17 protein-coding genes are annotated in these 23,705 nt (G+C 65.4%); 2 read left to right on the top strand and 15 right to left on the bottom strand.

Annotated elements, in window-relative coordinates; genetic code table 11:
• Window position 1: 1 nt before the first annotated feature.
• Window positions 2–181 carry a hypothetical protein gene (locus IVB42_RS27505; protein ID WP_018454252.1) on the bottom strand — a complete coding sequence of 60 codons (180 nt, stop codon included), beginning with the start codon at window positions 179–181 and terminating at the stop codon, window positions 2–4.
• A 188-nt stretch (window positions 182–369) separates the two neighbouring features.
• On the opposite strand from IVB42_RS27505, the gene IVB42_RS27500 reads away from it, so the two are divergent.
• Together IVB42_RS27500 and IVB42_RS27495 are read left to right on the top strand one after the other, a co-directional pair.
• Complete coding sequence (locus IVB42_RS27500) at window positions 370–2,199, top strand: aminopeptidase P family protein (protein WP_018454251.1); 1,830 nt, start codon at window positions 370–372, stop codon at window positions 2,197–2,199.
• 382 nt (window positions 2,200–2,581) lie between these two features.
• Window positions 2,582–3,856, top strand: coding sequence for a multidrug effflux MFS transporter (locus tag IVB42_RS27495; RefSeq protein WP_085349080.1), 1,275 nt, complete (start codon window positions 2,582–2,584; stop codon window positions 3,854–3,856).
• Between the two features lie 174 nt (window positions 3,857–4,030).
• Here the strand turns inward: IVB42_RS27495 and ligA are convergent, their stop codons facing one another.
• The 14 genes from ligA to mraY all read right to left on the bottom strand — a co-directional run bounded on the left by ligA (window position 4,031) and on the right by mraY (window position 23,679).
• Complete coding sequence (gene ligA, locus IVB42_RS27490) at window positions 4,031–6,184, bottom strand: NAD-dependent DNA ligase LigA (RefSeq protein ID WP_247361177.1); 2,154 nt, start codon at window positions 6,182–6,184, stop codon at window positions 4,031–4,033.
• 106 nt (window positions 6,185–6,290) lie between these two features.
• A complete protein-coding gene (recN, locus tag IVB42_RS27485; protein WP_247294859.1) occupies window positions 6,291–7,964 on the bottom strand; it encodes a DNA repair protein RecN in 1,674 nt (557 codons plus the stop codon).
• A gap of 13 nt (window positions 7,965–7,977) precedes the next feature.
• The gene (locus IVB42_RS27480) at window positions 7,978–8,883 is read right to left on the bottom strand and encodes an outer membrane protein assembly factor BamD (protein WP_026232697.1); all 906 of its coding nucleotides are present in this window, start codon (window positions 8,881–8,883) and stop codon (window positions 7,978–7,980) included.
• Between the two features lie 295 nt (window positions 8,884–9,178).
• A complete protein-coding gene (gene lpxC, locus IVB42_RS27475) occupies window positions 9,179–10,141 on the bottom strand; it encodes a UDP-3-O-acyl-N-acetylglucosamine deacetylase (protein ID WP_247294861.1) in 963 nt (320 codons plus the stop codon).
• A 357-nt stretch (window positions 10,142–10,498) separates the two neighbouring features.
• Window positions 10,499–12,304 carry a cell division protein FtsZ gene (gene ftsZ, locus IVB42_RS27470; RefSeq protein WP_018454245.1) on the bottom strand — a complete coding sequence of 602 codons (1,806 nt, stop codon included), beginning with the start codon at window positions 12,302–12,304 and terminating at the stop codon, window positions 10,499–10,501.
• 87 nt (window positions 12,305–12,391) lie between these two features.
• Window positions 12,392–13,714: a cell division protein FtsA gene (ftsA, locus tag IVB42_RS27465; protein WP_018454244.1), complete on the bottom strand. Its 1,323-nt coding sequence runs from the start codon at window positions 13,712–13,714 to the stop codon at window positions 12,392–12,394.
• Entirely contained in the window at window positions 13,711–14,739 is a 1,029-nt protein-coding gene (locus tag IVB42_RS27460; protein WP_026232695.1) for a cell division protein FtsQ/DivIB, read from the bottom strand. Before IVB42_RS27460 ends, ftsA begins: the two co-directional genes overlap by 4 nt.
• Window positions 14,740–15,089: 350 nt before the next feature.
• A complete protein-coding gene (locus tag IVB42_RS27455; protein WP_085349138.1) occupies window positions 15,090–16,076 on the bottom strand; it encodes a D-alanine--D-alanine ligase in 987 nt (328 codons plus the stop codon).
• A gap of 22 nt (window positions 16,077–16,098) precedes the next feature.
• Window positions 16,099–17,019: a UDP-N-acetylmuramate dehydrogenase gene (murB, locus tag IVB42_RS27450; protein ID WP_247471374.1), complete on the bottom strand. Its 921-nt coding sequence runs from the start codon at window positions 17,017–17,019 to the stop codon at window positions 16,099–16,101.
• A 4-nt stretch (window positions 17,020–17,023) separates the two neighbouring features.
• Window positions 17,024–18,427, bottom strand: coding sequence for a UDP-N-acetylmuramate--L-alanine ligase (gene murC, locus IVB42_RS27445; RefSeq protein ID WP_204513990.1), 1,404 nt, complete (start codon window positions 18,425–18,427; stop codon window positions 17,024–17,026).
• Window positions 18,428–18,565: 138 nt separating this feature from the next.
• Window positions 18,566–19,666, bottom strand: a complete 1,101-nt coding sequence (gene murG, locus IVB42_RS27440; protein ID WP_085349085.1) for an undecaprenyldiphospho-muramoylpentapeptide beta-N-acetylglucosaminyltransferase — start codon at window positions 19,664–19,666, stop codon at window positions 18,566–18,568.
• Between the two features lie 111 nt (window positions 19,667–19,777).
• The gene (ftsW, locus tag IVB42_RS27435) at window positions 19,778–20,929 is read right to left on the bottom strand and encodes a putative lipid II flippase FtsW (RefSeq protein ID WP_018454238.1); all 1,152 of its coding nucleotides are present in this window, start codon (window positions 20,927–20,929) and stop codon (window positions 19,778–19,780) included.
• A 238-nt stretch (window positions 20,930–21,167) separates the two neighbouring features.
• Window positions 21,168–22,568: a UDP-N-acetylmuramoyl-L-alanine--D-glutamate ligase gene (murD, locus tag IVB42_RS27430; RefSeq protein WP_018454237.1), complete on the bottom strand. Its 1,401-nt coding sequence runs from the start codon at window positions 22,566–22,568 to the stop codon at window positions 21,168–21,170.
• 7 nt (window positions 22,569–22,575) lie between these two features.
• Complete coding sequence (gene mraY, locus IVB42_RS27425; RefSeq protein WP_007600847.1) at window positions 22,576–23,679, bottom strand: phospho-N-acetylmuramoyl-pentapeptide-transferase; 1,104 nt, start codon at window positions 23,677–23,679, stop codon at window positions 22,576–22,578.
• Window positions 23,680–23,705: the final 26 nt, after the last annotated feature.

Here is a 23,705-nt window from a genome sequence, read left to right as displayed (position 1 = left end):
GCTACTTTGCCGTCTCTTCGTCCCGGCGCATCGCGCGCTCGGCCTGCGAGGCGCGCCTCGCGCGGCGTTCGGCGAAACGGTCGATCATCTGGCTGATCAGGCCGCGCGGTTTCTTCGGTGTTGCCGCAGCCGGGGCGCGGCGCACCGGCGGCGTAATCTTTTCAAACGTGAACGCTGGCATCGAGTGTCCCCTCGTCGTTGAGATGAACAACTTGCTCGAATTTCCCTGTCATCTGGACGAAGCGCAACTGCCGCATCCTGTACTCCACTCAATTCGAATGGAACTTGTTCAAGCACAGTCCATGCCAGATGCGACCTCAAATGCGTCTACATTGCGGACTGATCCGCATGATCCTAAAGTGATCCACCATGTTCGAAGCGCATTTCCAGACATTCGAGGAGCCCGAGGCCGGCGTCGCATTGACAGCCCGGCTGGCCGCGCTCCGTGAAGAACTCGCCCGCCGCAAGCTGACCGGTTTCGTGATTCCACGCGCCGATCAGCAGCAGAATGAGTACGTGCCGCCGTCCGAAGAACGTCTCGCCTGGCTGACCGGTTTTACGGGCTCGGCGGGACTGGCGGTGGTGCTGACGCACGAGGCCGCGGTCTTCGTCGACGGCCGCTACACGATCCAGGCGGCCAAGCAGGTCGATTCAAGGGCCTGGGCCGTGGAATCTCTGATCGATCCCCCGCCGGAAAGCTGGATGTCGGCACACCTGAAGGCCGGCGACCGCCTAGGATTTGATCCGTGGCTGCACACTTTTGCAGCAGCCGAGCGTTTGGCCGCCGCCTGCACCAAGGCCGGTGCCGAACTGGTCGCCGTCGACAGCAATCCGGTCGATGCGATCTGGCAAGACCGGCCACAGCCGCCGATTGCGCCGGTCACGGTGCACGGAATGCAACATGCCGGCGTGACTGAAGCCGAGAAGCTGACGCAGATCAGGAGCGAGATCGGCAAGCTCGGCGTCGATGCGTTGGTGCTGTCCGACAGCCATGCCGTGGCCTGGACCTTCAACATCCGCGGCGCCGACGTCGCGCATACGCCGCTGCCGCTGTCCTATGCGCTGGTGCCGAAGGACGGCCGTCCCACCATCTTCATCGATCACCGCAAGCTCTCAAATCTGACCCGCGACCATCTCGAGCAGTCCGCCGACGTGCGCGAGCCCGATGCGATGGCGCCGACGCTGATGGCGCTCGCCAAGAGCGGCGGATCGATCGCGCTCGACAATGCGACCGCGGCCGACGCCCTCAGCCGGCTGATCACGGGCGCCGGCGGCAAGCCGGTGCGCGGCAGCGATCCGATCGCGCTGCTCAAGGCGGTCAAGAACACGACCGAGATCAAGGGCACGCAATCGGCGCACCGGCGCGACGCCGTGGCGCTGGCACGCTTCCTCGCCTTTATCGACCGCGAGGCGGCAAGCGGCAAGCTCACCGAGATCGACGCGGTCGAGGCGCTGGAGACATTCCGCCGCGACACCGGCGCGCTCAAAGATGTGTCGTTCCCGACCATATCGGGCACCGGCCCGAATGGCGCGATCGTGCACTACCGCGTCACCCGCAAGAGCAACCGGCGGATCGTCCCCGGCGATCTGCTGCTGATCGATTCAGGTGCACAATACGAAGACGGCACCACCGACGTCACCCGCACCATGGCCGTGGGCGAGCCGACCGACGAGATGCGCGACCGCTTCACGCGTGTGCTGCGCGGCCACATCGCGATTGCGCGGGCGATCTTTCCCGACGGCGCCACCGGCGCGCAGCTCGACACACTCGCACGGCAATATCTCTGGGCCGCCGGCGTCGATTTCGAGCATGGCACCGGCCACGGCGTCGGCAGCTATCTGAGCGTGCATGAGGGGCCGGCGCGAATCTCGAAGCTCGGCACTACGCCGCTGAAGCGCGGCATGATCCTGTCCAACGAGCCCGGCTACTACAAGACAGACGGTTTCGGCATCCGCATCGAGAACCTCGAACTGGTGGTCGAAGCCGATATCAAGGGCGCGGAAAAATCGATGAACGCGTTCGAGACGCTGACCCTGGCGCCGATCGACCGCCGGCTGATCGATGTCGGCATGCTCAGCAAGGACGAGCTCGACTGGCTCAACGCCTACCACGCGCGCGTCAGGGCCGAGGTGCGGCCGGCGCTGGACGAGACGACCAAGGCCTGGCTGGACCAGGCCACGGCGGAGTTGAAGGCGTAAGCGCGTCGTCGCAAAGCCGCATGGCTCCACGCGCTTTGCGCAAGGCTGCTTCTCCACCACAGCTGTCATGCCCCGCGACCCGGCTACGCCAAGGCTTCGCCGGGGTGAGGTCTAGGGGCGCCGAAGCTTTAGCGAAGGCGGCAGGCGGGGAATCCAGCATTCCAGAGACAGGAAACGCATGCGAAGAAGCCGCGGCGTACTGGATCGCCCGGTCAAGCCGGCGATGACACCGACTTTTTGACGCGAGCAACGCGCCCAAGCGGCGCTATGGCGCCCTCATCATAACCGTCCCGGAATCCGTATAGCCGCATTCCGAAACGCCGATATGCGTCTTGCGCGAGCGCGCTACAGTCCGATTCGAATTTCTACGAGACGGACACGCATGCACGGCATGATCAGCAAGCCGCCGGACACGGCGAAGAACCTCGCGACCTCGCGCGTGGTGTTGCTGCTGCTCGTCGTCATGACCGGCATCGCGCCGATCTCGCTTTACATGCTGGTTCCGGCGCTGCCGGTGCTGGCGACGACCTTTGGCAGCGACATCTCGGTCGCGCAGATGACGGTGTCGCTGTACATGGTCGGCATCGCGCTGTCGCAACTCATCATGGGCCCGCTGTCGGACCGTTTCGGGCGGCGACCGGTGCTGCTCGGAGGACTGGCGCTGATGGTGGTCGCCAGCGCCGCCTGCATCTTCGCGGAAACCCTGCCGCAGCTGATCGCCGCGCGCTTTTTCCAGGCGTTGGGCGGCGCCGCGGGCATGGTGGTGAGCCGCGCCATCATCCGCGACATCTACGAGCGCGACCGCGTCGCCTCGATGATCAGCCTCGTGGTCGCGGCGCTGATGATCGGGCAGATGGTCTCTCCGCTCAGCGGCGGCCTGATCGAGACAGCGTTCGGCTGGCGCGCGATCTTCTACGCCATCACCGTCGCCGCGATCATTGTCGCCGTCGGCATCGCATTCGCGCTGCCCGAGACGCGCCGAGATCGCGCCGCCGGCAGCGGCTTTCGCGGCGATGTCGGCATCCTGATCCGCAACCGCGCCTTCGTCGGCTACGTGATGTGCCAGGTGCTGGCCTCGCAGATCATCTTCACCTTCGCCGGCGGCGGCCCCTATATCGTGGTGACGCAGATGGGCAGGACCAGCGCCGAATACGGCGCGTGGTTCGCGACGACGGGTTTTGCCTATCTCGTCGGCAATCTGCTCTGCGTGCGCTTCGCGCCCAGGCACTCGCTGGAGAAGTTGATCTGGTTCGGCCTCGCGCTTCAGCTTTGCGGCAGCCTGTTGAACCTGCTCTGGAGCTTCACCGGCTGGAACGAGGCGCCCGCCTGGCTGTTCGGCACGCAGATGATCGTGATGGTCGGCAATGCCTTCGTGATGGCGAACTCGGCCGCCGGCGCGATCAGCATCCGTCCCGAGGCCGCCGGCACCGCATCAGGTGCGATGGGCTTTCTCCAGCAAGGCATCGGCGCGCTGATGTCGCAATTCGGCGCCTATCTCGGCGGCCATTCCGCGACCACGCTGCCGCTCACCGCCGCGGTACTGGCGATCTCCCTGCTCTGCGCCTGCACGATGATCTTCGTCGTCCCCCGCCGCGAGGTCATGATGAGCGAGACGCTGATCGAGCAGGCGGAAGAGGAAGAGAGCGGGATGATGTGATCGGGCGCGGTGAGGCCTTCTTCCTTCTCCCCTTGTGGGAGAAGGTGGCGCGCGTAGCGCGCCGGATGAGGGGTCTCTCTCCGCGCGGGTCCCCTCTCAAAGCTTGAACTCGAGAATAGAACCCCTCATCCGGCGCTACGCGCCACCTTCTCCCACAAGGGGAGAAGGGAAGAGTCACTCCCCGATCAGCTGCAGCCACTCGTCCTCGGTCAGCACCTTGACGCCATGCTTGTTGGCCTCCGCGAGCTTCGAACCTGCGCCGGGGCCTGCGACGACGAGATCGGTTTTCTTGGACACCGAGCCGGACACTTTTGCGCCTAACCGCTCAGCGGTGGCCTTGGCCTCGTCGCGCGTCATCTTCTCCAGCGAGCCCGTGAACACCACGGTCTTGCCGGCGACGGCGGAGTTGCTCTTCGGCTTCTCCGCGTCGATGATCTCGACCTCCCTGGTGAGCCGCTCGACGATGCCGCGATTGTGGCTCTCGCCGAAATAATCGGCGATGCTCTTGATCACGGTCTCGCCGATCTGGTCGAGCGCGTCCATCTCGGCCATCGCCTCCTCGTCGCCCTTGGCGACCTTCAGGCTGGCATCGTGGAAGGCGTCCCAGGAGCCGTAGCCGCGGGCCAGCGCCAGCGCCGTGGTCTCGCCGATATGGCGCATGCCGAGCGCGTAGATAAAACGCTCCAGCGCGATCTTGCGACGGCTCTCGATCGCGCCGAACAGATTGCGCACCGAGGTTGCGCCGTAACCCTCGATGTCCTCCAGCTTGAGCTTTGCGTTGCGCTTTTCCAGCGTGAAGATGTCGGCTGGCTCCTTCACAAAACCTTCGTCGAAGAAGTACTGGAGCTGCTTCTCGCCAAGACCGTCGATGTCGAAGGCGCGCCGCGACACGAACAGCTTCAGATGCTCGATCTTCTGATAGGGGCAGGCGAACTCGCCGGTGCAGCGAGCGCGTGAGCCCTCTTCGCCCGCCGCCGTCTCCTCGCGCGTGACATCGGTGTGCAACGGGCACGGGCACTTCTTCGGAAACTGGAATTCCCTGGCAGCCTTCGGCCGCTTGTCGAGGACGACGTCGACCACCTGCGGGATGACGTCGCCGGCGCGCTGGATCACGACGGTGTCGCCGATCCTGATGTCGCGGCCCTCGCGCAGCACTTCGCCCTTGTTGCCGATGCCCTTGATGTAGTCCTCGTTGTGCAGCGTGACGTTCTGCACGATCACGCCGCCGACGCCGACCGGTTCGAGCTTGCCCACCGGCGTGAACGAGCCGGTGCGGCCGACCTGGATCTCGATGTCGCGCAGCACCGTCGTGGCGCGCTCGGCCGGGAATTTGTGCGCGATGCCCCAGCGCGGCGTGCGCGAGACGAAGCCGAGCCGTTCCTGCCAATCGATGCGGTCAACCTTGTAGACGACGCCGTCGATGTCGTAGTCGAGTTTTGCGCGCTGTTCCTCGATCGCACGATGAAACGCCAGCAGTTCCTCGACGGAGTGACAGAGCTTGGTCAGCGGGTTAGTCCTGAAGCCGCAGCGCTCGAACCAGCCGATCATGCCGCTCTGCGTGCCCTCTGGCATCGCGCTCATCTCGCCCCAGGCATAGGCGAAGAAGCCGAGGGGGCGCGAGGCGGTGATGGTCGGATCCTTCTGCCGGAGCGAGCCCGCGGCCGAGTTGCGTGGATTGGCGAAGATGGTGCTGCCTTCCGCCTTCTGCCGCTCGTTGAGCGCCAGAAACGCCTTCTTGGTCATGTAGACCTCGCCGCGCACCTCGCAGATGTCGGGGACGTTGCGGCCCTTCAGCCTCTTCGGCACGTCTTCGAGCGTGCGGATGTTGGCGGTGACGTCCTCGCCGACCGCGCCGTCGCCGCGAGTCGCCGCGGTGACGAGTTCACCGCCCTCGTAGCGCAGCGACATCGAGAGGCCGTCGATCTTCGGCTCGGCGGAAAAATCGATCTTGTCGTCGTCGAGCTTCAGGAAGCGCACGATGCGGCCGACGAAGTCGCGCAGATCCTCTTCCGCAAAGGCGTTGTCGAGCGACAACATGGGGACGGCATGCCGCACCTTCTTGAAGCGGCCTGATGGTGCAGCACCGACTTTCTGCGACGGAGAGTCCGCGCTGACGAATTCCGGAAAGCGCTTTTCGATCGCGTTGAAGCGCTGGCGTAGCGCGTCATACTCGGCGTCGGTGACGGTGGGCGCGTCGTCCTGGTAGTAGCGTTCGTTATGCCCCTCGATCTCGAGCGCGAGCCGCATGTGCTCGACCTTGGCCTGCGCCTTGGTGAGGTCGGCGACTTCGCGAAGCGGTGTTGGTTTCGATTTTGCTGCTCTGGCCATGGTGCTTGGATACGATGGAGCGGGCAGGAGGGTAAAGGCGGTTACAGTTTCGTACCCCGGACTCAACGTTTAGGGCCCTGCGGTTGCGCGCGTCCGGGACACGAAATCAAGCCGTCGCCGCCTTGAGCAGACGGTCCGCGGCAGCCCTCGCCTCGGCGGTGATCTCGGCACCGGCGAGCATCCGCGCGATCTCCTCGCGGCGGTGGTCGGCGGCAAGCGCATTGACGCGGGTCGCAACGCGCTTGCCCTTGTCCAGTGCGTCCTTTGAGATCAGCAAATGCTGGTCGGCACGGGCGGCGACCTGCGGGGCGTGGGTGACGGCCATCACCTGGACCTTGCCGGCGAGCCGCGCCAGCCGTCCGCCGATGGCGTCCGCGACCGCGCCGCCGACACCGGTGTCGATCTCGTCGAAGACCAAGGTCGGCGCCGAACCGCGGTCGGACAGCACGACCTTCAGCGCCAGCAGGAAACGCGACAGCTCGCCGCCGGAGGCGACCTTCATCAGCGGCCCCGGCTTGGTGCCCGGGTTGGTCTGCACCCAGAACTCGACGCGGTCGAACCCTTGCGGGCCCGGAGCTGCCTCGTCGGTCTCGACCTGGGTCATGAACTTTGCGCGCTCGAGCTTGAGCGGCGCGAGCTCGGCATTGACGGCCTTGTTGAGCTTCTCCGCCGATTTCTGCCGCGCCATCGACAGCTTCTTCGCAGCCGCCGCATAGCGCGCATCGGCCTCGATCGCGGCCTGCTCCAGCTTCTTCAGCCGTGAGGCGCCGGCATCGATCAGAACGACATCGGCGGCGTATCTTGCGGCCAGCGCGGCGAGCCCGTCGACCGGCGTCGAATATTTGCGCGAGGCGGCGCGCAACGCGAACAGGCGCTCCTCGATGCGTTCGAGCTCCGAGGGATCAAAATCGGTTGCGGCAAGCGCCGCCTGAAGATGCTGGTCGGCTTCCTCCAGCGCGTTGATGGCGATGTCGATCGCCCTCACCGCGGGTTCGACCAGCGCCGGCGAGTTGACGCCGCGACGCTCCAGCCGCCGCACGGCGGCCGACAGCGAGGCGACCGGCGAATGGTGGCCGCCGACCGCCTCCTGCGCCTCGCGCAGGTCGGAGGCGATCTTCTCGCCCTGCATCATCGTGGTCCGACGGGAGGCCAGCGAGGTCTCCTCGCCGTCCTTGGGCGCGAGCTGCTTCAATTCGTCGGAGGCGTGGCGGAGGTAATCGGCTTCGCGCGCGGCGCGCTCCATGCCGGCGCGATGCTCCTCCAGCGCGGTGTTGGCGGTGCGGCGTGCGTCCCAGAGCGCCTCGACCGCCGAGACGTCCTTTTCGAGACCGGCGAAGGCGTCGAGCAGGCGGCGGTGGGTGGCGGCATCGACCAGCGCGCGCTCGTCGTGCTGGCCGTGGATCTCGACCAGGGCAGCCCCGACCGCCTTCAGCGTCTGCACGCTGATCGCCTGGTCGTTGATGAAGGCGCGGGTGCGGCCGTCGGCGAGCTGGACCCGGCGGAGAATCATCTCGCCGGTATCGTCCAGCCCGTTCTCCGCGAGGATTTTGGCCGCGGGATGGTTTTTTGGGATATCGAATACGGCAGTGACCTGCCCCTGCTCCGCCCCATGCCGCACGAGGCCGGCATCGCCGCGGCCGCCGAGCGCCAACGCAAAGGCATCGAGCAGGATGGATTTGCCCGCACCGGTCTCGCCGGTCAAAACCGCGAGGCCCGGTGCGAATTCGATATCGAGCCGTTCGATCAGGACGATGTCACGGATCGACAGACGCGCCAGCATGGAATTCTATTTCCTAGCCGAGACCCATTTTCTTGAAGGTCTTGCTAATCCAGGACCCCTGATTCTCGCTCGGTTCGAGACCGCCTGATTTTACAAGATTATAGGCGTCCTTGTACCAGCGACTATCAGGAAAATTGTGCCCGAGCACGGCGGCGGCCGTCTGGGCCTCGCCAACGATGCCGATCGCCATATAGGCCTCGGTCAGGCGGTACAGCGCCTCCTCGACATGGCGGGTGGTCTGGTACTGCGTCACCACGGCCTTGTACCGGTTGATCGCCGCCGTGTAGTCGCGCTTCTGCGCGTAATAGCGGCCGACGTTCATTTCCTTGCCGGCGAGCTGGTCGCGCGCACCTTCGATCTTGGCCTTGGCCGAGGTCGCATATTCGGAGGTCGGATATTTGCGCACCACCTCTTCCAGCGAGGCGATCGCCTTCTCGGTGCGGGTCTGGTCGCGGCTGATGTCCGGAATCTGGTCGTAATGCGAGGCGGCGATCAGATATTGCGCGTAGGCCGCATCCGGGCTGCCGGGATGCAGCGTGACGTAGCGGGTGGCCGCGCCGATACAATTGTCATAATCCCCGCCCTGGTAGGACGCGTAGGCCGACATCAGCAATGATTTGCGGGCCCAGTCGGAATAAGGATGCTGGCGGTCGACCTCTTCGAACTTCTTGTTCGCCGCCTTCATGTCCTTCTTCTCGTTCATGAGGTACAGGCCCTCATTGTAGATCTTGTCGGCGGGCTCCTCGACGAAGGTGTCGTCCTTGGCGGTGAACTTGTCCCAAAGCGCGCCGGTGCCGCAGCCGGCCAGCGGCAGCGCGAGCACGAAGAGGGCGACAACCTGAAGCAGCCCACGGGCTCGAGACGAGACTTCTCGAGACGGGACTTGAAGATATCCGCGCGTCATACGCTGTGCCGACATGAGTATTGCCCTGACGCCCTGTGGTGCGGTGTCCGCCAGCCCATGAACCCCGTCCTGGGCGCGAAATATAGCCGTGGTGCCTGCCGTGCGACCACGCCGGTGTAACCGAAAAACGATCTTCAACCAACCGGATAGGCAGGCATTCCGCCCGGATTAAGGCGAGGCGCCGCAATCCTAGCCGATCATCGTTACCAGGAGTTTCCCGGGGAAAGCCGCCGCCAAACGCCCGCGGCGACGGGTCTCTTCAGGACGCGTCTCTCGTCTAGGAAACGTCCGCTGCAGGAAACGTCTCTCTTCAGGAAACGTCCGGCCCGTAGACCGCGGCGATCCGGCCACCGACGATGCCGCGACCGGTTTCGGCCACCGGACGCGTGGTGCGGCGGGCTGCCTCGCCCTCGACCACCCGCCAAGCGGTGCGGTCGGCGAGCAGCGCGGTCAGAACGGCGTGGTTGAGCTTGTGGCCGCCACGTACCGAGCGGTAGGCGCCGAGCAGCGGCAGACCCGCCAGCGCGAGGTCGCCGATCACGTCCAGCACCTTGTGGCGGGCGCATTCGTCGGCGTAGCGCAGGCCCTCGGTGTTGAGCAGCCGCTCCTCGTCGAACACGACGGTGTTGTCGAATGAGGCACCGAGCGCGTAGCCGGCGCTCCAGAGCCGCGCGACGTCGCACATCAGACCGAAAGTCCGGGCCCGGCCGACTTCGCGGCGGAAACGCTCCGGGTTGAGGTCGAAGGCATAGCTCTGCTGGCCGATGACAGGATTGGTGAAGTCGATCTCGACCTCGGCGCGGAACCCGTCGGCATAGGGCCTGATCTCACCGAAGGAGTCGCCGATCTTGACCGAGATCGGCTTCAAAACCTGGATGAAGCGGCGCTGCGCCGGCTGGGTCACGATGCCGGCCTGGTCGATCGCCGCAACGAAGGCTGCCGCGCTGCCGTCCATGATCGGCACTTCCGGCCCATCGATCTCGATGATGGCGTTGTCGACGCCCATTCCCCGCAGCGCAGCAAGGACATGCTCGGCGGTGGAAACCAGCGGACCGTTGCGATCACCGAGGACGGTGGCGAAATCCGTCGCGATCACCTGCTCGGCGGTGGCCTGAACTTCGCGGTCGCTTCCCTCGAGCCCGGTGCGGATAAAAACAAATCCCGCGTCGACAGGCGCGGGTCCAAGCGCGAGCGTGACAGGAAGACCGGAATGAACGCCGACGCCTGCCACACTGGCTTGCGCACGAAGCGTTGTTTGCCGGCTAAATTTCATCAGGAACCGCCCCACTACGACCATCGCGACTTATACTGAACCCGACTGCGGCCTAGACCGCTGTTCCGAATCCGTATCCCCAAGTCACGGCAAACCATAGTCACTGCCCCAAACAGCGCCAACTCACGCTTTTTTACCGATTGTTACCCCAAACCCGCCGTATTCGCGCCAAGGCTTAACCAAATTGGACCGGAGTTCGGGACCGTTTTCGGTAGTTTTACTGAACCATCGAATACGTAATTAATGATTTAAAATCAGTTGCTTGGCCACGCAATCCGGATATGCACGGGGCAAAAGAAAAGGTCCCGGCAAGCTTCCCCCCGGGACCTTTTTTCGTCTGCCTTATTGTAACAATCCTCAGGTCGCCTGCCGCCGCAGGAAGGCCGGGATATCAAGATGGTCATCTCCCTGTGGCGCCGGGGCAACAGGCGCGGGACGGCCGTGCATGTCCAGGCCCTGCGGCGCGGGACGACGGGCATACTCAGACACCGGCTCGGTAGAAGCGATTTGCTGCGCCACGGTCTTCTGGGGGCGGCGATCGGGCAGTGGCGGCATCGCGGGACCGGCGGTGCGGGCCGCGATCGGCGCCTCGGTCTCCTCGTCACGACGGCCGAGGCCGACATTGGCGAGGCGCTGCAGCAGCGACAGCCGGGTCTTTTGCGGGGTCTCCTCCTCGACCTCGCCGCGGGCCTGGCGAAGCTCGGCCTGGGCGGGCATCGGAAGTTCCTCGATCCGCGGCATCCGCGGTGTGCGGACCGGTGCACGCTCGGCCTGCGGAGGGATGAAGGTTTCCGGCGTCATCGGCTCTTGCATGGCCATCGGCGCCTGCTCGGGCTCGGGGAACAGCGTGGGCTTCTGCGCGATCGGGCGCACGGTAACGTCGCCATAGGTCTGCATCGGCGCGGGAGCCTGCGGAACGTCCGCAACGGCGGCGGCGATGGCGGCAAGCGCAGCGCGCTCGACGTTCGGACGCGGAGCCGTGGGAGCGGCGGCAAATTGGCCCGTTCCTGTGGCCGGGGTCTGTCCTTCGAACTTCTGGGCGCGCTCGGCCATGCGCTGATTGTCAGCGCGCAGCCGCGCGGTCAGATCGGCAAGACGGCTCTCGGCAGCCGCGGCGGGAGCGGCGGGAGCCTGCTGCGCCTGCGGAGCAGGATTCGCCACGGGAGCGCTGGTGGCCTGGCTGTTGCGCGCGATCGCGGCCTGTTCGATGCCGGTGGCGACGACCGAGACGCGGATCAGGCCATCGAGGGCCTCGTCGAAGGTGGCGCCGACGATGATGTTGGCGTCCTGGTCGACTTCCTCGCGGATGCGGGTCGCAGCTTCGTCGACCTCGAACAGGGTGAGATCCTTGCCGCCGGTGATGGAGATCAGGAGGCCCTTGGCGCCCTTCATCGAGCTATCGTCGATCAGCGGGTTGGCGATCGCGGCTTCGGCGGCGGTCAGCGCGCGCTTGTCGCCGGAGGCTTCGCCCGTGCCCATCATCGCCTTGCCCATCTCGCGCATGACGGCGCGGACGTCGGCGAAGTCGAGATTGATCAGGCCTTCCTTGACCATCAGGTCGGTGATGCAGGCAACGCCCGAATAGAGCACCTGGTCGGCCATCGCGAAGGCGTCGGCGAAGGTGGTCTTCTCGTTCGCGACCCGGAACAGGTTCTGGTTCGGGATGATCAGCAGCGTATCAACGACCTTGTGCAGCTCATTGATGCCCGCTTCCGCGGTGCGCATGCGGCGGCCGCCCTCGAAGTGGAAGGGCTTGGTCACGACGCCGACGGTGAGGATGCCCATCTCGCGCGCGATCTTGGCGATCACGGGAGCTGCGCCGGTGCCGGTGCCGCCGCCCATGCCGGCGGTGACGAACACCATGTTGGCGCCCGAGAGATGGTCACGGAGTTCGTCCATGACTTCTTCGGCCGCGGCCGCGCCGACCACCGGCTGCGAACCTGCGCCCAACCCTTGCGTGGCCGCCGTGCCCATCTGCACGATGCGCTGCGCCTTCGACATCGTCAGCGCCTGCGCGTCGGTGTTGGCGACCACGAAGTCGACGCCCTGGAGGCCCGCCGTGATCATGTTGTTGACGGCGTTACCACCGGCGCCGCCGACGCCGAACACGGTGATGCGGGGCTTCAGTTCGTGAATATCAGGAACATTGATGCTGATGGTCATGTTTGCCTCTCGATCACGCGCGCGTGGGTTCGCCCCGGCCGGCGGCCGCGGGAGTTGGTGAAAATCGAATATTGCGGGAAGGAGTCATCAGAAGCCCTCGCGTAGCCATCGTCCGACCTTTCCGAAATACCCGCCGGTCCCCGTCCTGACCTGCTGCCGCGTATGCCGCGGTTCGACATGTTCGTGGTGAACATATTGCGGGTAGACGAGCAGTCCGGCCGGCACCGCGAAGGCGGCGTTCTTCGCCTCGTTGGGCAGCCGGCCGAAACCGAGCGGACGTCCGACCCGCACGGGCCGGCCGAGAATCTGCGTTCCGAGCTCAACGAGACCCGTGAGCTGCGAGGCCCCGCCCGAGAGCACGACGCGGCCGTTCGGCTCCGAGGCGAAGGGCGAGTCCTTCAGCTTGTCCCGAACCATTTCGAAGACTTCCTCGGCACGATGCTTGACGATGTTGGCGATGGTAGCGCGGGAGACGATCTGCGGCAGATCCTGCTCGTCACCGGCTGTCGGTACAGACATCAGCTCACGCGAGTCCGATCCGCCGGTGATGACGGTCCCGTATAACGTCTTGATTCGCTCGGCATCGGCAATGGTCGCGGAGAGTCCGCGCGCCAGATCCATCGTGATGTGTTGCCCGCCGACCGCAAAACCCGCGGCATGCACGAAGTGGCCGCCGGAAAAGACCGCGATCGTGGTGGTGCCCGCGCCCATTTCGACCACGGCGGCGCCGAGATCGGCCTCGTCGTCGGTCAGCACCGACAGGCCTGCCACATAGGGGCTTGCCGCCATTGCTTCGACGTTGATGTGGCAGCGTTCGACCGCCAGCATCAGGTTCCGCGCCACCGTGGCGTCGCAGGTGACGACATTCATGTCGATGCCGAACTGATGCGCAACCATGCCGCGGGGGTCGCGGATACCTTTGACGCCGTCAAGCGTGTAGCCGACCGGCAGCGCGTGCAGCACGGTGCGGCCTTCGCCGGTGGCGTGGCGCATGCCGGTGGAGGTGACGCGGCTGACATCGGCCGGTGTCACGGCGCCGCCGCGGATGTCGGCCGCAGCTTCGACCAGCTGACCGGAGAGCCGGCCGCCGGAGACCGACAGCAGCACGGACTCGACCCGCACCTTGGCCATTTTCTCTGCAAGCCCGACGGCCTGTCGCACCGCCTGCTCGCATTCGCCGAGATCGATCACGGCGCCGGCCTTCATGCCGCGCGACTGAATCTGGCTGTAGCCGATCAGCTCCACCGCATGGGTCCGGTCGCGCAGGGCTTCGCTCGGCGCCGACGGCTTCAGCCGCGCGATCATGCAGGCGATCTTGCTGGTGCCGATGTCGAGGCAGGCGACGAGGCCGCCGCGCTTGTGCGGCATCGGGCGTGTCTTCGGTGTCTGGGTGCGATCAAGACCGGTCATGCAGCGTCCCCGGCCTTTTTCTTCTTCTTGTCCTTGAACAAATCGTCGCGCGCCTTGGCGGCGTCCTCGGACAGCTGCACGACGAGCCGATCGGGCAGGCGCAGGTCGACGGCGACGATGTCGCGGGAGAACAGCCTGTCCTCCTTGTCGAGCCTGGACAGCATCGCAAGCGCGTTGCCGACGTCCTGTTCGGGCAGGCGGATGTCGAGGCCGTCCTTGAGCCTCAGGTTCCAGCGCCGCTCACCGACGAAGATCGCGGCCTTGGTAATGGAATTGACCTGCGGATAGCGCGCCAGCAAAGCGAGGAAATCGCGGGCCTGCGTCTCGGCGCCCTTGCCGACCACGAGCGGCAGCGACAGGAAGCGGCGCGAGACGTAGGGTTCGAGCACGGCGCCGTCATCGGCGATGACGGAGAGCCGGCCGGCCTCCTGCCACAGCGCGAACGCCTTGCGCTCGGTGAGCTCGATCATGAGCTGGCCCGGATAGAGCTTCAGCACGGTCGCATCCGCGATCCAGGGATTGGCCTTGAGCTTGTCGCGCACGGCGTCGGCGTCGAGAAACAGCAGCGAGGATCGGCCGCTGACGCCGCCGATCGCGAGGATCTCGTCCTGGCTGAGCTGCTTGCGACCGTTGATCACGACGGAGGTGATGCGGAAGCCGGCGGAATTGGCCAGCGCGTTGCGGGTGTCGTTGACCGCCGTGATGAAATCCTGGAGATGGCCGCCCTTGACGATACCGAAGCCGCAGCTTCCGATCAGGAGCAGCACCGTCATGCTGATCCCGACCCGGCGCGGCAGATAGCGCTCGACCAGCGCGACCAACCGCGGCGGCGGCTCGCGCTCGACGATGGCTTTGGCCCTGGTCTTTTCCTTGGCGGCAGCACGGGCGCCGAGAACTCTTTCCTGACGCTTGTCCTGCACCCACTCGCGCAGAAGCACGACCGCTCCGATAGCGGCCGCCTTCAGGTCAGCTTGGGGCCTCAGCGATCTGAAAAGCGACCGAGTGAGGCTTCCTGCTCCATCCATTGCACGAGCTCGTCAACAGTTTGCCCGCGACATCGCGCGGGTCCTGGCGAACATGACGTCTCGGACTTGCCGGGCCGGGTGCTGGTCTTCAGCAGAAGAAAACCTCTCCCCTTCAGAGCGTTCGCTGGGGGTGACAACACCCGCAACGGTCCACGCGCCGGCAGCCAAAGCGTCATATGCGCCGCCAGCGTTAACCTTCGGACGTCCTGGTAAACAAAAGGTAAAGTTCGTTAACGACGTGAGCTTTTTGCCCAGGCCTGTGAGGCATTTATGCCGCAATATCCGGCATTTTACCGGTTTTGGGTTCCAAAACCGGCCGTTTCGCCAGTTCGGCCGTTAACCAGTCCTAATTATTTTCGCACACCGGCCACAGCGAGCTCGATCAGGCCGCGCAGGAAGTCGACGAACTCGATGCTCTCGGCCTTCAGCGCCTTGGGGTAGAGCGAGGACTTGGTCAGGCCGGGCAGCGTGTTGGTTTCGAGATAGACCAGCCCCTTGTCCGAGACGATGAAGTCCGAACGGGAATAGCCGGTACACGACATCGCCCGGTGCGCCAGCATCGCCTGGTGCTTCAGCGCGGCGGTGATTTCGGGTGCGAAACGGCCGGGACAGATCTCTTGGGTCGACTTCAAAAGATATTTCGCCGCGTAGTCGAAACTGCCCTCGCCCGGAATGATCTCGATCGGCGGCAGCGAGATGATCGAGCCGTCCGGCCGCTCCAGCACGCCGCAGGTCGCCTCGACGCCGGAGATGTAGGGCTCGATCACGTACTCTTCGTGCTTGGCCGCATTGCGAACGGCGACGAGATCCTGCTTGGCGTTGACGAAGATCAGGCCGTAGCTCGAGCCATCCCTGGCGGGCTTTGCGATCAGCCGGCCGTATTCGGCGAAGGCCTCGTCGATCTGGTCCAGCGCAATGTTGGCCGGCGGCGTCACGCCGCCGAGCGCGGCGAAATGCTTGGCCGCGATCTTGTCGAACGCGAGATGCGAGGAGGCCGAGCCCGATCCGGTGAACGGCACGCCGCGCGCTTCGCACATCACCTGCAATTCGCCGTTCTCGGCACGCCCGCCATGCAGGCCGAGCACCAGCACGCGGTCCTCCGCCCTGGCCTGGTCGAGCGCCTGCTCCAACGGAATGCCCGACGTGCCCGGCTTGAACTCGTCCTCGAACGGGCGGGCATGTTCGAGCAGCTGTTTGGACTGCACGACATGCACCTTGTCCTCGACGTCCCACCACCAGAGATCGGCCTCGGGCAGCGCCTGATGCAGCGCCTGGGCTGAGGCGACGGAAACCAGACGTTCGCGGTTGGAGCCGCCGAAGAGGATGGTGATGCGCATGTTCTCTCGTCGCTTGTCCAAATTAGCCGGGAATTCCGATCCGCTTGATTTCCCAGTGTAGCTCAATTCCGGAATTTGCCTTCACCCGTTCACGTACGGTCTCGCCCAGCGTCTCGATATCGTGCGCGGTGGCATTGCCCGTGTTGATCAGGAAATTGCAGTGCATCTCGGAGACTTCTGCACCGCCGACGCGCAAACCGCGGCAGCCGGCGGCATCGACCAGCTTCCAGGCGGAATGGCCGGGCGGATTCTTGAAGGTCGAGCCGCCGGTCTTTTCGCGGATCGGCTGCGCGGTCTCGCGATGGGTTTGCACTTCCGCCATGCGCGCGCGGATCGCCTCGGCATCCCTGAGCTCGCCGCAGAACCGCGCGGAGGTGAAGATGATGGAGGCATCGACGCCGCTGTTGCGGTAGACAAACTTCATGTCGGCATTGGAGAAGATGTGCTTCGTGCCGTCGCGCCCGACGCCACGCGCCTCGATCAACACGTCCTTGGTCTCGCCGCCATTGGCGCCCGCATTCATGCGCAGCGCGCCGCCGATCGTGCCGGGAATGCCGAAGTAAAATTCGAGCCCGCCGATATTGGCCGACGCGGCGACTTCCGCCACGCGCTTGTCGAGCGCGGCTGCGCTCGCGGTGACGACATCGCCGCTCGCGCTCGCCTCGCCAAAGGCGCGCGGCGCAAGCCGGATCACCACGCCCGCCATGCCGCCGTCGCGCACGATCAGGTTGGAGCCGACGCCGACGACATAGACGGGAATGTCGCTTGCGAGATGCGCGAGGAAATAAGAGAGATCGTCCTCATCCGTCGGCGTGAACAGCACCTGCGCGGGACCTCCGACGCGAAACCAGGTGAGCTCGGCGAGCGACTGGTTCGCCAGCAGCCGGCCGCGAAGATCGGGCATCACGGCTTTGAGGTCGGGTGTGATGTCGGGGAAGCTCACTGCGCTACCCCAGCGCCTTCAATTCGCCGGGCAAGGCATACGCCCATTGCGTGATGTTGCCGGCGCCCAGACACACGACGAGATCGCCGGACTTCGCCACGCCCTTGACGATGCCAGCGAGATCGGACGCCGCGGGCAGCGGGATCACCTCGCGGTGGCCGTGGGCGCGCAGGCCCGCGGCGAAATGGTCGCGATCGATGCCTTCGATCGGCGTCTCGCCCGCAGCATAGACCTCCGCGACGATCACCGCATCCGCATCGTTGAAGCAGGTGCAGAATTCCTCGAACAGCGACTGCAGGCGGGTGTAGCGATGCGGCTGCACCACCGCGACGATCTTACCGTTGGTGGATTCCCGCGCCGCCTTCAGCACCGCCGCGATCTCGACCGGATGATGGCCGTAGTCGTCGATGACGGTGACGCCGTTCCACTCGCCGGTCTTGGTGAAGCGGCGCTTGACGCCGCCGAAGCCGGCGATCGCCTTGCGGATCGCCTCGTCCGACACGCCGAGCTCGCGCGCGACCGCAATCGCGGCGGTCGCGTTGGAGGCATTGTGGCGCCCCGGCATCGGCAGCATGAGATCGGAGATCTCGTGCACGGCGCCCGTCTTGCGATCGCGGAAGGCAACCTTGAACTTCGATCCGCCGCCCGCCGGGGTCAGGTCGACGAAGCGCACATCGGCCTGCGGATTCTCACCATAGGTGATGATGCGTCGATCCTCGATCTTGCCGACAAGGGTTTGCACCACGGGATGATCGATGCACATCACGGCGAAGCCATAGAACGGCAGGTTCTCGACGAAATGGCGGAAGGCGTCCTGCACCGCCTCGAAGGTCTTGAAGTGATCGAGATGCTCGGGATCGACATTGGTGACGATCGCGACCTCGGTCGGCAGCTTCAGGAACGTGCCGTCGCTCTCGTCCGCTTCGACCACCATCCAGTCACCCGCACCGAGACGCGCATTGGAGCCGTAGGCATTGATGATGCCGCCGTTGATCACGGTGGGATCGAGGCCGCCGGCGTCGAGCAGCGTCGCGACCATCGTGGTCGTGGTGGTCTTGCCGTGGGTGCCGGCGATGGCGACGCAGCTCTTCAGCCGCATGAGCTCGGCCAGCATCTCGGCGCGGCGCACCACGGGGATGCGCCGTTCGCGCGCCGCCGTCAGTTCCGGATTGTCGCGCTTGATCGCGGTAGAAACCACGACGACCTCGGCCCCGTCGACGTTCTCCGCCTTGTGGCCGACCGAGACCCTCGCACCGTTCTTGCGCAGGCGGTCGAGATTGTAATTGTCGGAGGCGTCCGAACCCTGCACGGAATAGCCGAGATTGAGCAGCACCTCGGCGATTCCGCTCATGCCTATCCCGCCGATCCCGACGAAGTGGATAGGTCCGATCTCGCGCGGCAGTCTCATGGTGTATCCCGCAGTTCCCTTCGTCATGCCCGGGCTCGTCCCGGGCATCCACGAATCCTTACCACTTCTTGCAAGACGTGGATGGCCGGGACAAGCCCGGCCATGACGGCAAAAGTAGGAATTCCGGCCGATTTCGCGTCAGATTCCCGCGATTTTGGCCACCAGATCGGCCAGCCGCTCCGCTGCGTCGAGCCGGCCGGCGCCGCGGGCGGCCTGCGCCATGGCGGCAAGACGCGCGGGCTCGGCGGCGAAGGCGGAGATCTCGGCGGCGAGGCGATCGGAGGAAAACTCGGTCTGCGGAATGCGGATCGCACCGTCGACCTTGGCCAGCACGCCGGCATTGGCGAACTGGTCCTGGTCGATCGCGCCCGGCAGCGGCACCAGGATCGAGGGCCGCCCGATCGCGGCAAGTTCCGCCACGGTGCCGGCGCCTGAGCGCGACACCACCAGATGGTTGGAGGCCAGCCGTGCCGGAAGATCGGTGAAAAACGGCGCGAGCTCGGCCTTGATCTTCAGTCTGTCGTAGACCGCACGCACGCGCGCCATATCCTCGTCGCGCACCTGCTGGGTGAGGACGAGCCGGCTCCACAGCGCAGGCTCGAGGCGCTCGATCGCGCCCGGCACGATGTCGGCCATGATGCGCGCGCCCTGGCTGCCGCCGACGACGAGCAGGCGCAGCGGACCGTTCACTTCAGGCGCAGCATATGGCACGCCAGCTGCGGCGAGGATCGCCGGACGCATCGGCGTGCCGACCGTCGTGGTCTTGCCTGATAGCGCCGGATCGCGATCGAGCACGCCGGGCAACGACGTCGCGATGGCTTGGACGCGGCTCGACAGGAACCGGTTGGCGCGGCCGAGCACCGCATTGGCGTCATGGATGATGCCGGGCACGCCGGCGAATTTTGCGGCGACCAGCGGCGGCAGCGTCGGATAGCCGCCGAAGCCGACGACGGCGACCGGCTTCAGTCGCTTGATCAGGCTGTAGGCGGACAGCGTGCCGGCCGCGAGCGTCAGGCCGGCATAGGCGAGCTGCAGCGGATTGCGTCCGCGCGCAGTCTCGCTCGAGACGACGTCGATCATGTCCTTGGTGAACAGTCCGCTGTAGCGCAGCGCGCGCTCGTCCGTGACGAGGCGGACGCGGAAGCCGCGCCGGATCAGCTCGACGCCGAGCGCCTCGGCCGGAAACAGATGGCCGCCGGTGCCGCCCGCGGCGAGAAGAATCAGGGGGGAGGTGTCCATGGTGGCGAGTTTTACAAGGACTCTTTCGTCATTGCGAGCGCAGCGAAGCAATCCAGACTGCCACCGCGGAGAGATTCTGGATTGCTTCGCTTCGCTCGCAATGACGAAAAACTATGCGTAGCTGCGCATCGCCTCGGCGTGGCCGCTCGCCTCGACTTCGGTGCGCGGGCGCAGCCGCGTCAGCGCGAGCATCATGCCGACACCATAGGCCAGCGACACGATCGAGGAGCCACCATAGGAGATGAAGGGCAGCGTCATGCCCTTGGCGGGGATGAGCTGGAGATTGACCGACATGTTGATGGCGGCCTGCACGCCGAACAGGATCGCCAAGCCCGAGGCCGCGAAGCGCGAGAACATGTCCTCGTTGGCATAGGCGCGCGACAGCGTCCGGATGACGACGAAAGCAAACAGTGCCAGCATCGCGAGGCACAGGATGATGCCGAACTCTTCGGCGGCAACCGCGAACACGAAATCGGTGTGGCTGTCGGGCAGGCTGCGCTTGGCGATGCCCTCGCCCGGTCCGAGGCCGAACCAGCCGCCATTGTAGAAGGCCTCCATGGCGGTATCGACCTGGAAGGTGTCGCCCGAGGCCGGATTCATGAAGCGCTTGATGCGGCCGGCGACGTGGGGCACAAAAAGATAGGCGCTGAACAGTCCGGCGGCGCCGAGGCCGGCGAGCCCGAACACCCAGATCATCCGCATGCCCGCGATGAAGAACAGCGAGCCCCACACCATCAGGATCAGCATGGTCTGGCCGAAGTCGGGCTCCATCACCAGCAGCGAGACCAGCATCAAGAGCAGCACCAGCGCCATCGAGGTCGCCGGCATTTCTGGCCGCCTAGTGGATTCCGCGAACAGCCAGGCGGCCATGACGACGAACGACGGTTTTGCGATCTCGGAGGCCTGGATATTGAGGCCGAGTAGCGTGATCCAGCGCCGCGAGCCCTTTACTTCGGGGCCGATCGCGAGCGTCAGCACGATCAGGACGATGCTGACCGCAAAGATGATCAGCGCCGAGCGACGGATCGCCCGCGGCGACAGGAAGGACACCCCGAGCAGCACGATGCAGGACGGCACCAGGAATAGCACGTGCCGGCTGAAGAAGTGGAAGGGATCGAGCCCGATGCGGGTCGCAACCGGCGGGCTCGCCGCCAGCGACAGGATCACGCCGGTCAGCATCAGCGCCAGGATGGCACCCATCAGCGGCTTGTCGACGGTCCACCACCACTCGGAAAAGGGGGTGCGTTCTTCACGGGAGAGCATGGCGGCCGCTTTCGGACAGAGGTCGGTCCATTGGTCGCCGAGGTTGGTTACCGGGGGGTTAAGGAAACGGGGATGATTGGAGATGAAGGCGAGCGCTTACCTCAAATGCCCGTCATGCCCCGCGAAAGCGGGGCATCCAGTATTCCAGAGACGTCGAGGGTTCATAACCACAGCCGCGGCGTACTGGATCACCCGGTCAAGCCGGGCGACGACAGCGGAGCAACAACCAGCAGCGTCCCTACACCACCGGCTTCATGCCCGGCAGCGCCTGCACCAGCTCGCGGAACCTGGTGCCGCGAATTTCGAAGTTGCGATACTGGTCGAAGGAGGCGCAGGCGGGCGACAGCAGGACGACCGCGTCAGCGATGCCTGACGCCTCCGCATCGCATGCGGCTTGCTCGACGGCGACGTCGAGGGTCTGGCTGATCTCGTGCGGCACCTTCGTGCCGAGCGTGCCCGAAAATTCCTGCGCGGCCTCGCCGATCAGATAGGCTTTTCGGATGCGCGGGAAGTAGCCGGTGAGGCCGGTGATTCCGCCGGCCTTCGGCTTGCCGCCCGCGATCCAGAAGATGTCCGAAAAGGACGACAGCGCATGCGCGGTGGCGTCGGCATTGGTGCCCTTGGAATCGTTGACGAACAGCACGTTGCCGCGGCGGCCGACCTGCTCCATGCGATGCGCAAGGCCGGGGAAGCTGCGCAGGCCGTTCTGCAAGACGTCGAGGCCGATGCCCATCGCGAGCGCGGCGGCTGCCGCGCACGCCGCGTTCTGCGCATTGTGCAAGCCGCGCAGAGAACCGATGCCGCCGAGCGCCGCGATTTCACTGCGCGCGCCGCCCGAATTGCGCACGATATGGCCGTGCTCGACATGGATGCCGCTGGCCAGCGGATTCTTGACGGAGATCCGCACCACGTTCTTGCCGGCGCGATCGAGCCGGTCGGCGATATCGCGGCAAAAGCCGTCGTCGACGCCGACGATCGCGGTGCCGCCGGCCTGCACACCGGCAACGAGTCGCTCCTTCACCGCGGCGTAATGCGCGATGGTGCCGTGGCGATCGATGTGGTCTTCGCTGACATTGAGCAGAATGCCGACGGAGGGATCGAGTGAAGGCGTGAGGTCGATCTGATAGGACGACATCTCGATGACGTGGACGCGGCCCATGCCCGGCGGCTCCAGCGACAGGATTGCGGTGCCGATATTTCCGCCCATCTGGGTGTCATAGCCGGCGACCTTGGTGAGATGCGCGATCAAAGCCGTCGTCGTCGATTTGCCATTGGTGCCGGTGATGGCGACGAACGGCGCATCCGGCGCGTGCCGGCGCCTTTCGCGGCAGAACAGCTCGATGTCGCCGATCACCTCGATAGCGGCCTCGCGCGCCTTCAGCACGCTCCAATGCGGGACTGGGTGGGTCATCGGCACACCGGGCGCGAGCACCAGCGCGGCGAAATTCGCCCATGAGACGTTGCGCAAATCAGCCGTGATGAAGCCCGCTTGCGCGGCCTTGGCGACATTCTCGGCGCTGTCGTCGGCGGCGATCACCTCGGCGCCGCCCGCTTTCAACGCGTGACAGGAGGCGAGTCCCGAGCCGCCGAGGCCGAACACCGCGACCGTCTTGCCGGCAAAGGACGTGACGGGGATCATCGATCGTTCACCGCAGCTTCAGCGTGGATAGGCCAGCGAGCGCCAGCATCACCGAGATGATCCAGAACCGGATCACGATCTGGGGCTCGGTCCAGCCGAGTTGCTCGAAATGGTGATGGATCGGCGCCATCCGGAAGATGCGTTTTCCCGTCATCTTGAACGACACCACCTGCACGATGACGGAGACTGCCTCCAGCACGAACAGGCCGCCGATCACCGCGAGCACGATCTCGTGCTTCACCGCCACTGCGATCGCGCCCAGCATGCCGCCGAGCGCGAGCGAGCCGGTGTCGCCCATGAAGATCGAGGCCGGCGGCGCGTTGAACCAGAGGAAGCCCAGGCCCGCACCCAGCAGCGCGCCGCAGAGCACGGCGAGCTCGCCGGTGCCGGCGACATATTTGATCTGGAGATAATCGGCGAACACCGCGTTGCCGGCGAGATAGGCGATCATGGCAAAGCTCGCAGTCGCGATCATCACCGGCACGATGGCAAGGCCGTCGAGACCGTCGGTCAGGTTCACCGCGTTGCCGGCGCCAACGATGACGAAGGCGCCGAACACGACGAAGAACCAGCCGAAATGCAGCACGGTGTCCTTCAGGAAAGGAATCGTCAGCGCGGTCGACGCGGGATCGCGGTTCAGCCGCACCAGCGCGTAGCAGGCCACCAGCGCGATCGCCGCCTCGATCAGCAGGCGAAGCTTGCTGCCGAACCCGGTCGTGGTCTGCTTCGTCACCTTGAGATAATCGTCATAGAAGCCGACGAAGCCGAAGCCAAGCGTCACCGCCAGCACGATCCAGACGTAAGGGTTGAGCGGATTGGCCCACAGCACCGTGCCGACCGTGAGACCGGACAAGATCATCAGCCCGCCCATGGTGGGCGTGCCTTTCTTGGCGAGATGCGATTGCGGACCATCGGCCCGGATCGGCTGGCCCTTGCCTTGCCGGATGCGCAGATGGTCGATGATCCAGGGTCCGAACAGGAATACGAACAGCGCGCCGGTGACGACGGCGCCGCCGGTGCGGAAGGTGATGTAGCGGAAGACGTTCAGGAAGGTGCGAACGGCACCGAAGCCCGGAAATGTGTTGGAGAGCTCGATCAGCCAGTAAAACATTCAGACGGTCCTATGGCGCCTTTGCA

Source organism: Bradyrhizobium sp. 45, from assembly GCF_023073155.1.
Classification (GTDB): domain Bacteria; phylum Pseudomonadota; class Alphaproteobacteria; order Rhizobiales; family Xanthobacteraceae; genus Bradyrhizobium; species Bradyrhizobium canariense_D.
This window is presented reverse-complemented; position numbering and strand designations above follow the sequence as displayed.

Excerpts from the sequence above, each read along its gene's own strand:
- ligA (WP_247361177.1), bottom strand. The coding sequence starts at position 6,184 with ATGGCCAGAGCAGCAAAATCGAAACCAACACCGCTTCGCGAAGTCGCC.
- IVB42_RS27495 (WP_085349080.1), top strand. The coding sequence starts at position 2,582 with ATGCACGGCATGATCAGCAAGCCGCCGGACACGGCGAAGAACCTCGCG.
- murD (WP_018454237.1), bottom strand. The coding sequence starts at position 22,568 with ATGATCCCCGTCACGTCCTTTGCCGGCAAGACGGTCGCGGTGTTCGGC.
- mraY (WP_007600847.1), bottom strand. The coding sequence starts at position 23,679 with ATGTTTTACTGGCTGATCGAGCTCTCCAACACATTTCCGGGCTTCGGT.
- murG (WP_085349085.1), bottom strand. The coding sequence starts at position 19,666 with ATGGACACCTCCCCCCTGATTCTTCTCGCCGCGGGCGGCACCGGCGGC.
- recN (WP_247294859.1), bottom strand. The coding sequence starts at position 7,964 with ATGCTGGCGCGTCTGTCGATCCGTGACATCGTCCTGATCGAACGGCTC.
- IVB42_RS27460 (WP_026232695.1), bottom strand. The coding sequence starts at position 14,739 with ATGGATGGAGCAGGAAGCCTCACTCGGTCGCTTTTCAGATCGCTGAGG.
- lpxC (WP_247294861.1), bottom strand. The coding sequence starts at position 10,141 with ATGAAATTTAGCCGGCAAACAACGCTTCGTGCGCAAGCCAGTGTGGCA.
- IVB42_RS27505 (WP_018454252.1), bottom strand. The coding sequence starts at position 181 with ATGCCAGCGTTCACGTTTGAAAAGATTACGCCGCCGGTGCGCCGCGCC.
- murC (WP_204513990.1), bottom strand. The coding sequence starts at position 18,427 with ATGAGACTGCCGCGCGAGATCGGACCTATCCACTTCGTCGGGATCGGC.
- ftsA (WP_018454244.1), bottom strand. The coding sequence starts at position 13,714 with ATGACCGGTCTTGATCGCACCCAGACACCGAAGACACGCCCGATGCCG.
- IVB42_RS27500 (WP_018454251.1), top strand. The coding sequence starts at position 370 with ATGTTCGAAGCGCATTTCCAGACATTCGAGGAGCCCGAGGCCGGCGTC.
- IVB42_RS27455 (WP_085349138.1), bottom strand. The coding sequence starts at position 16,076 with ATGCGCATCACCATCCTCTTCGGCGGCTCCAACCGCGAACGTCTGGTT.
- ftsZ (WP_018454245.1), bottom strand. The coding sequence starts at position 12,304 with ATGACCATCAGCATCAATGTTCCTGATATTCACGAACTGAAGCCCCGC.
- ftsW (WP_018454238.1), bottom strand. The coding sequence starts at position 20,929 with ATGCTCTCCCGTGAAGAACGCACCCCCTTTTCCGAGTGGTGGTGGACC.
- IVB42_RS27480 (WP_026232697.1), bottom strand. The coding sequence starts at position 8,883 with ATGTCGGCACAGCGTATGACGCGCGGATATCTTCAAGTCCCGTCTCGA.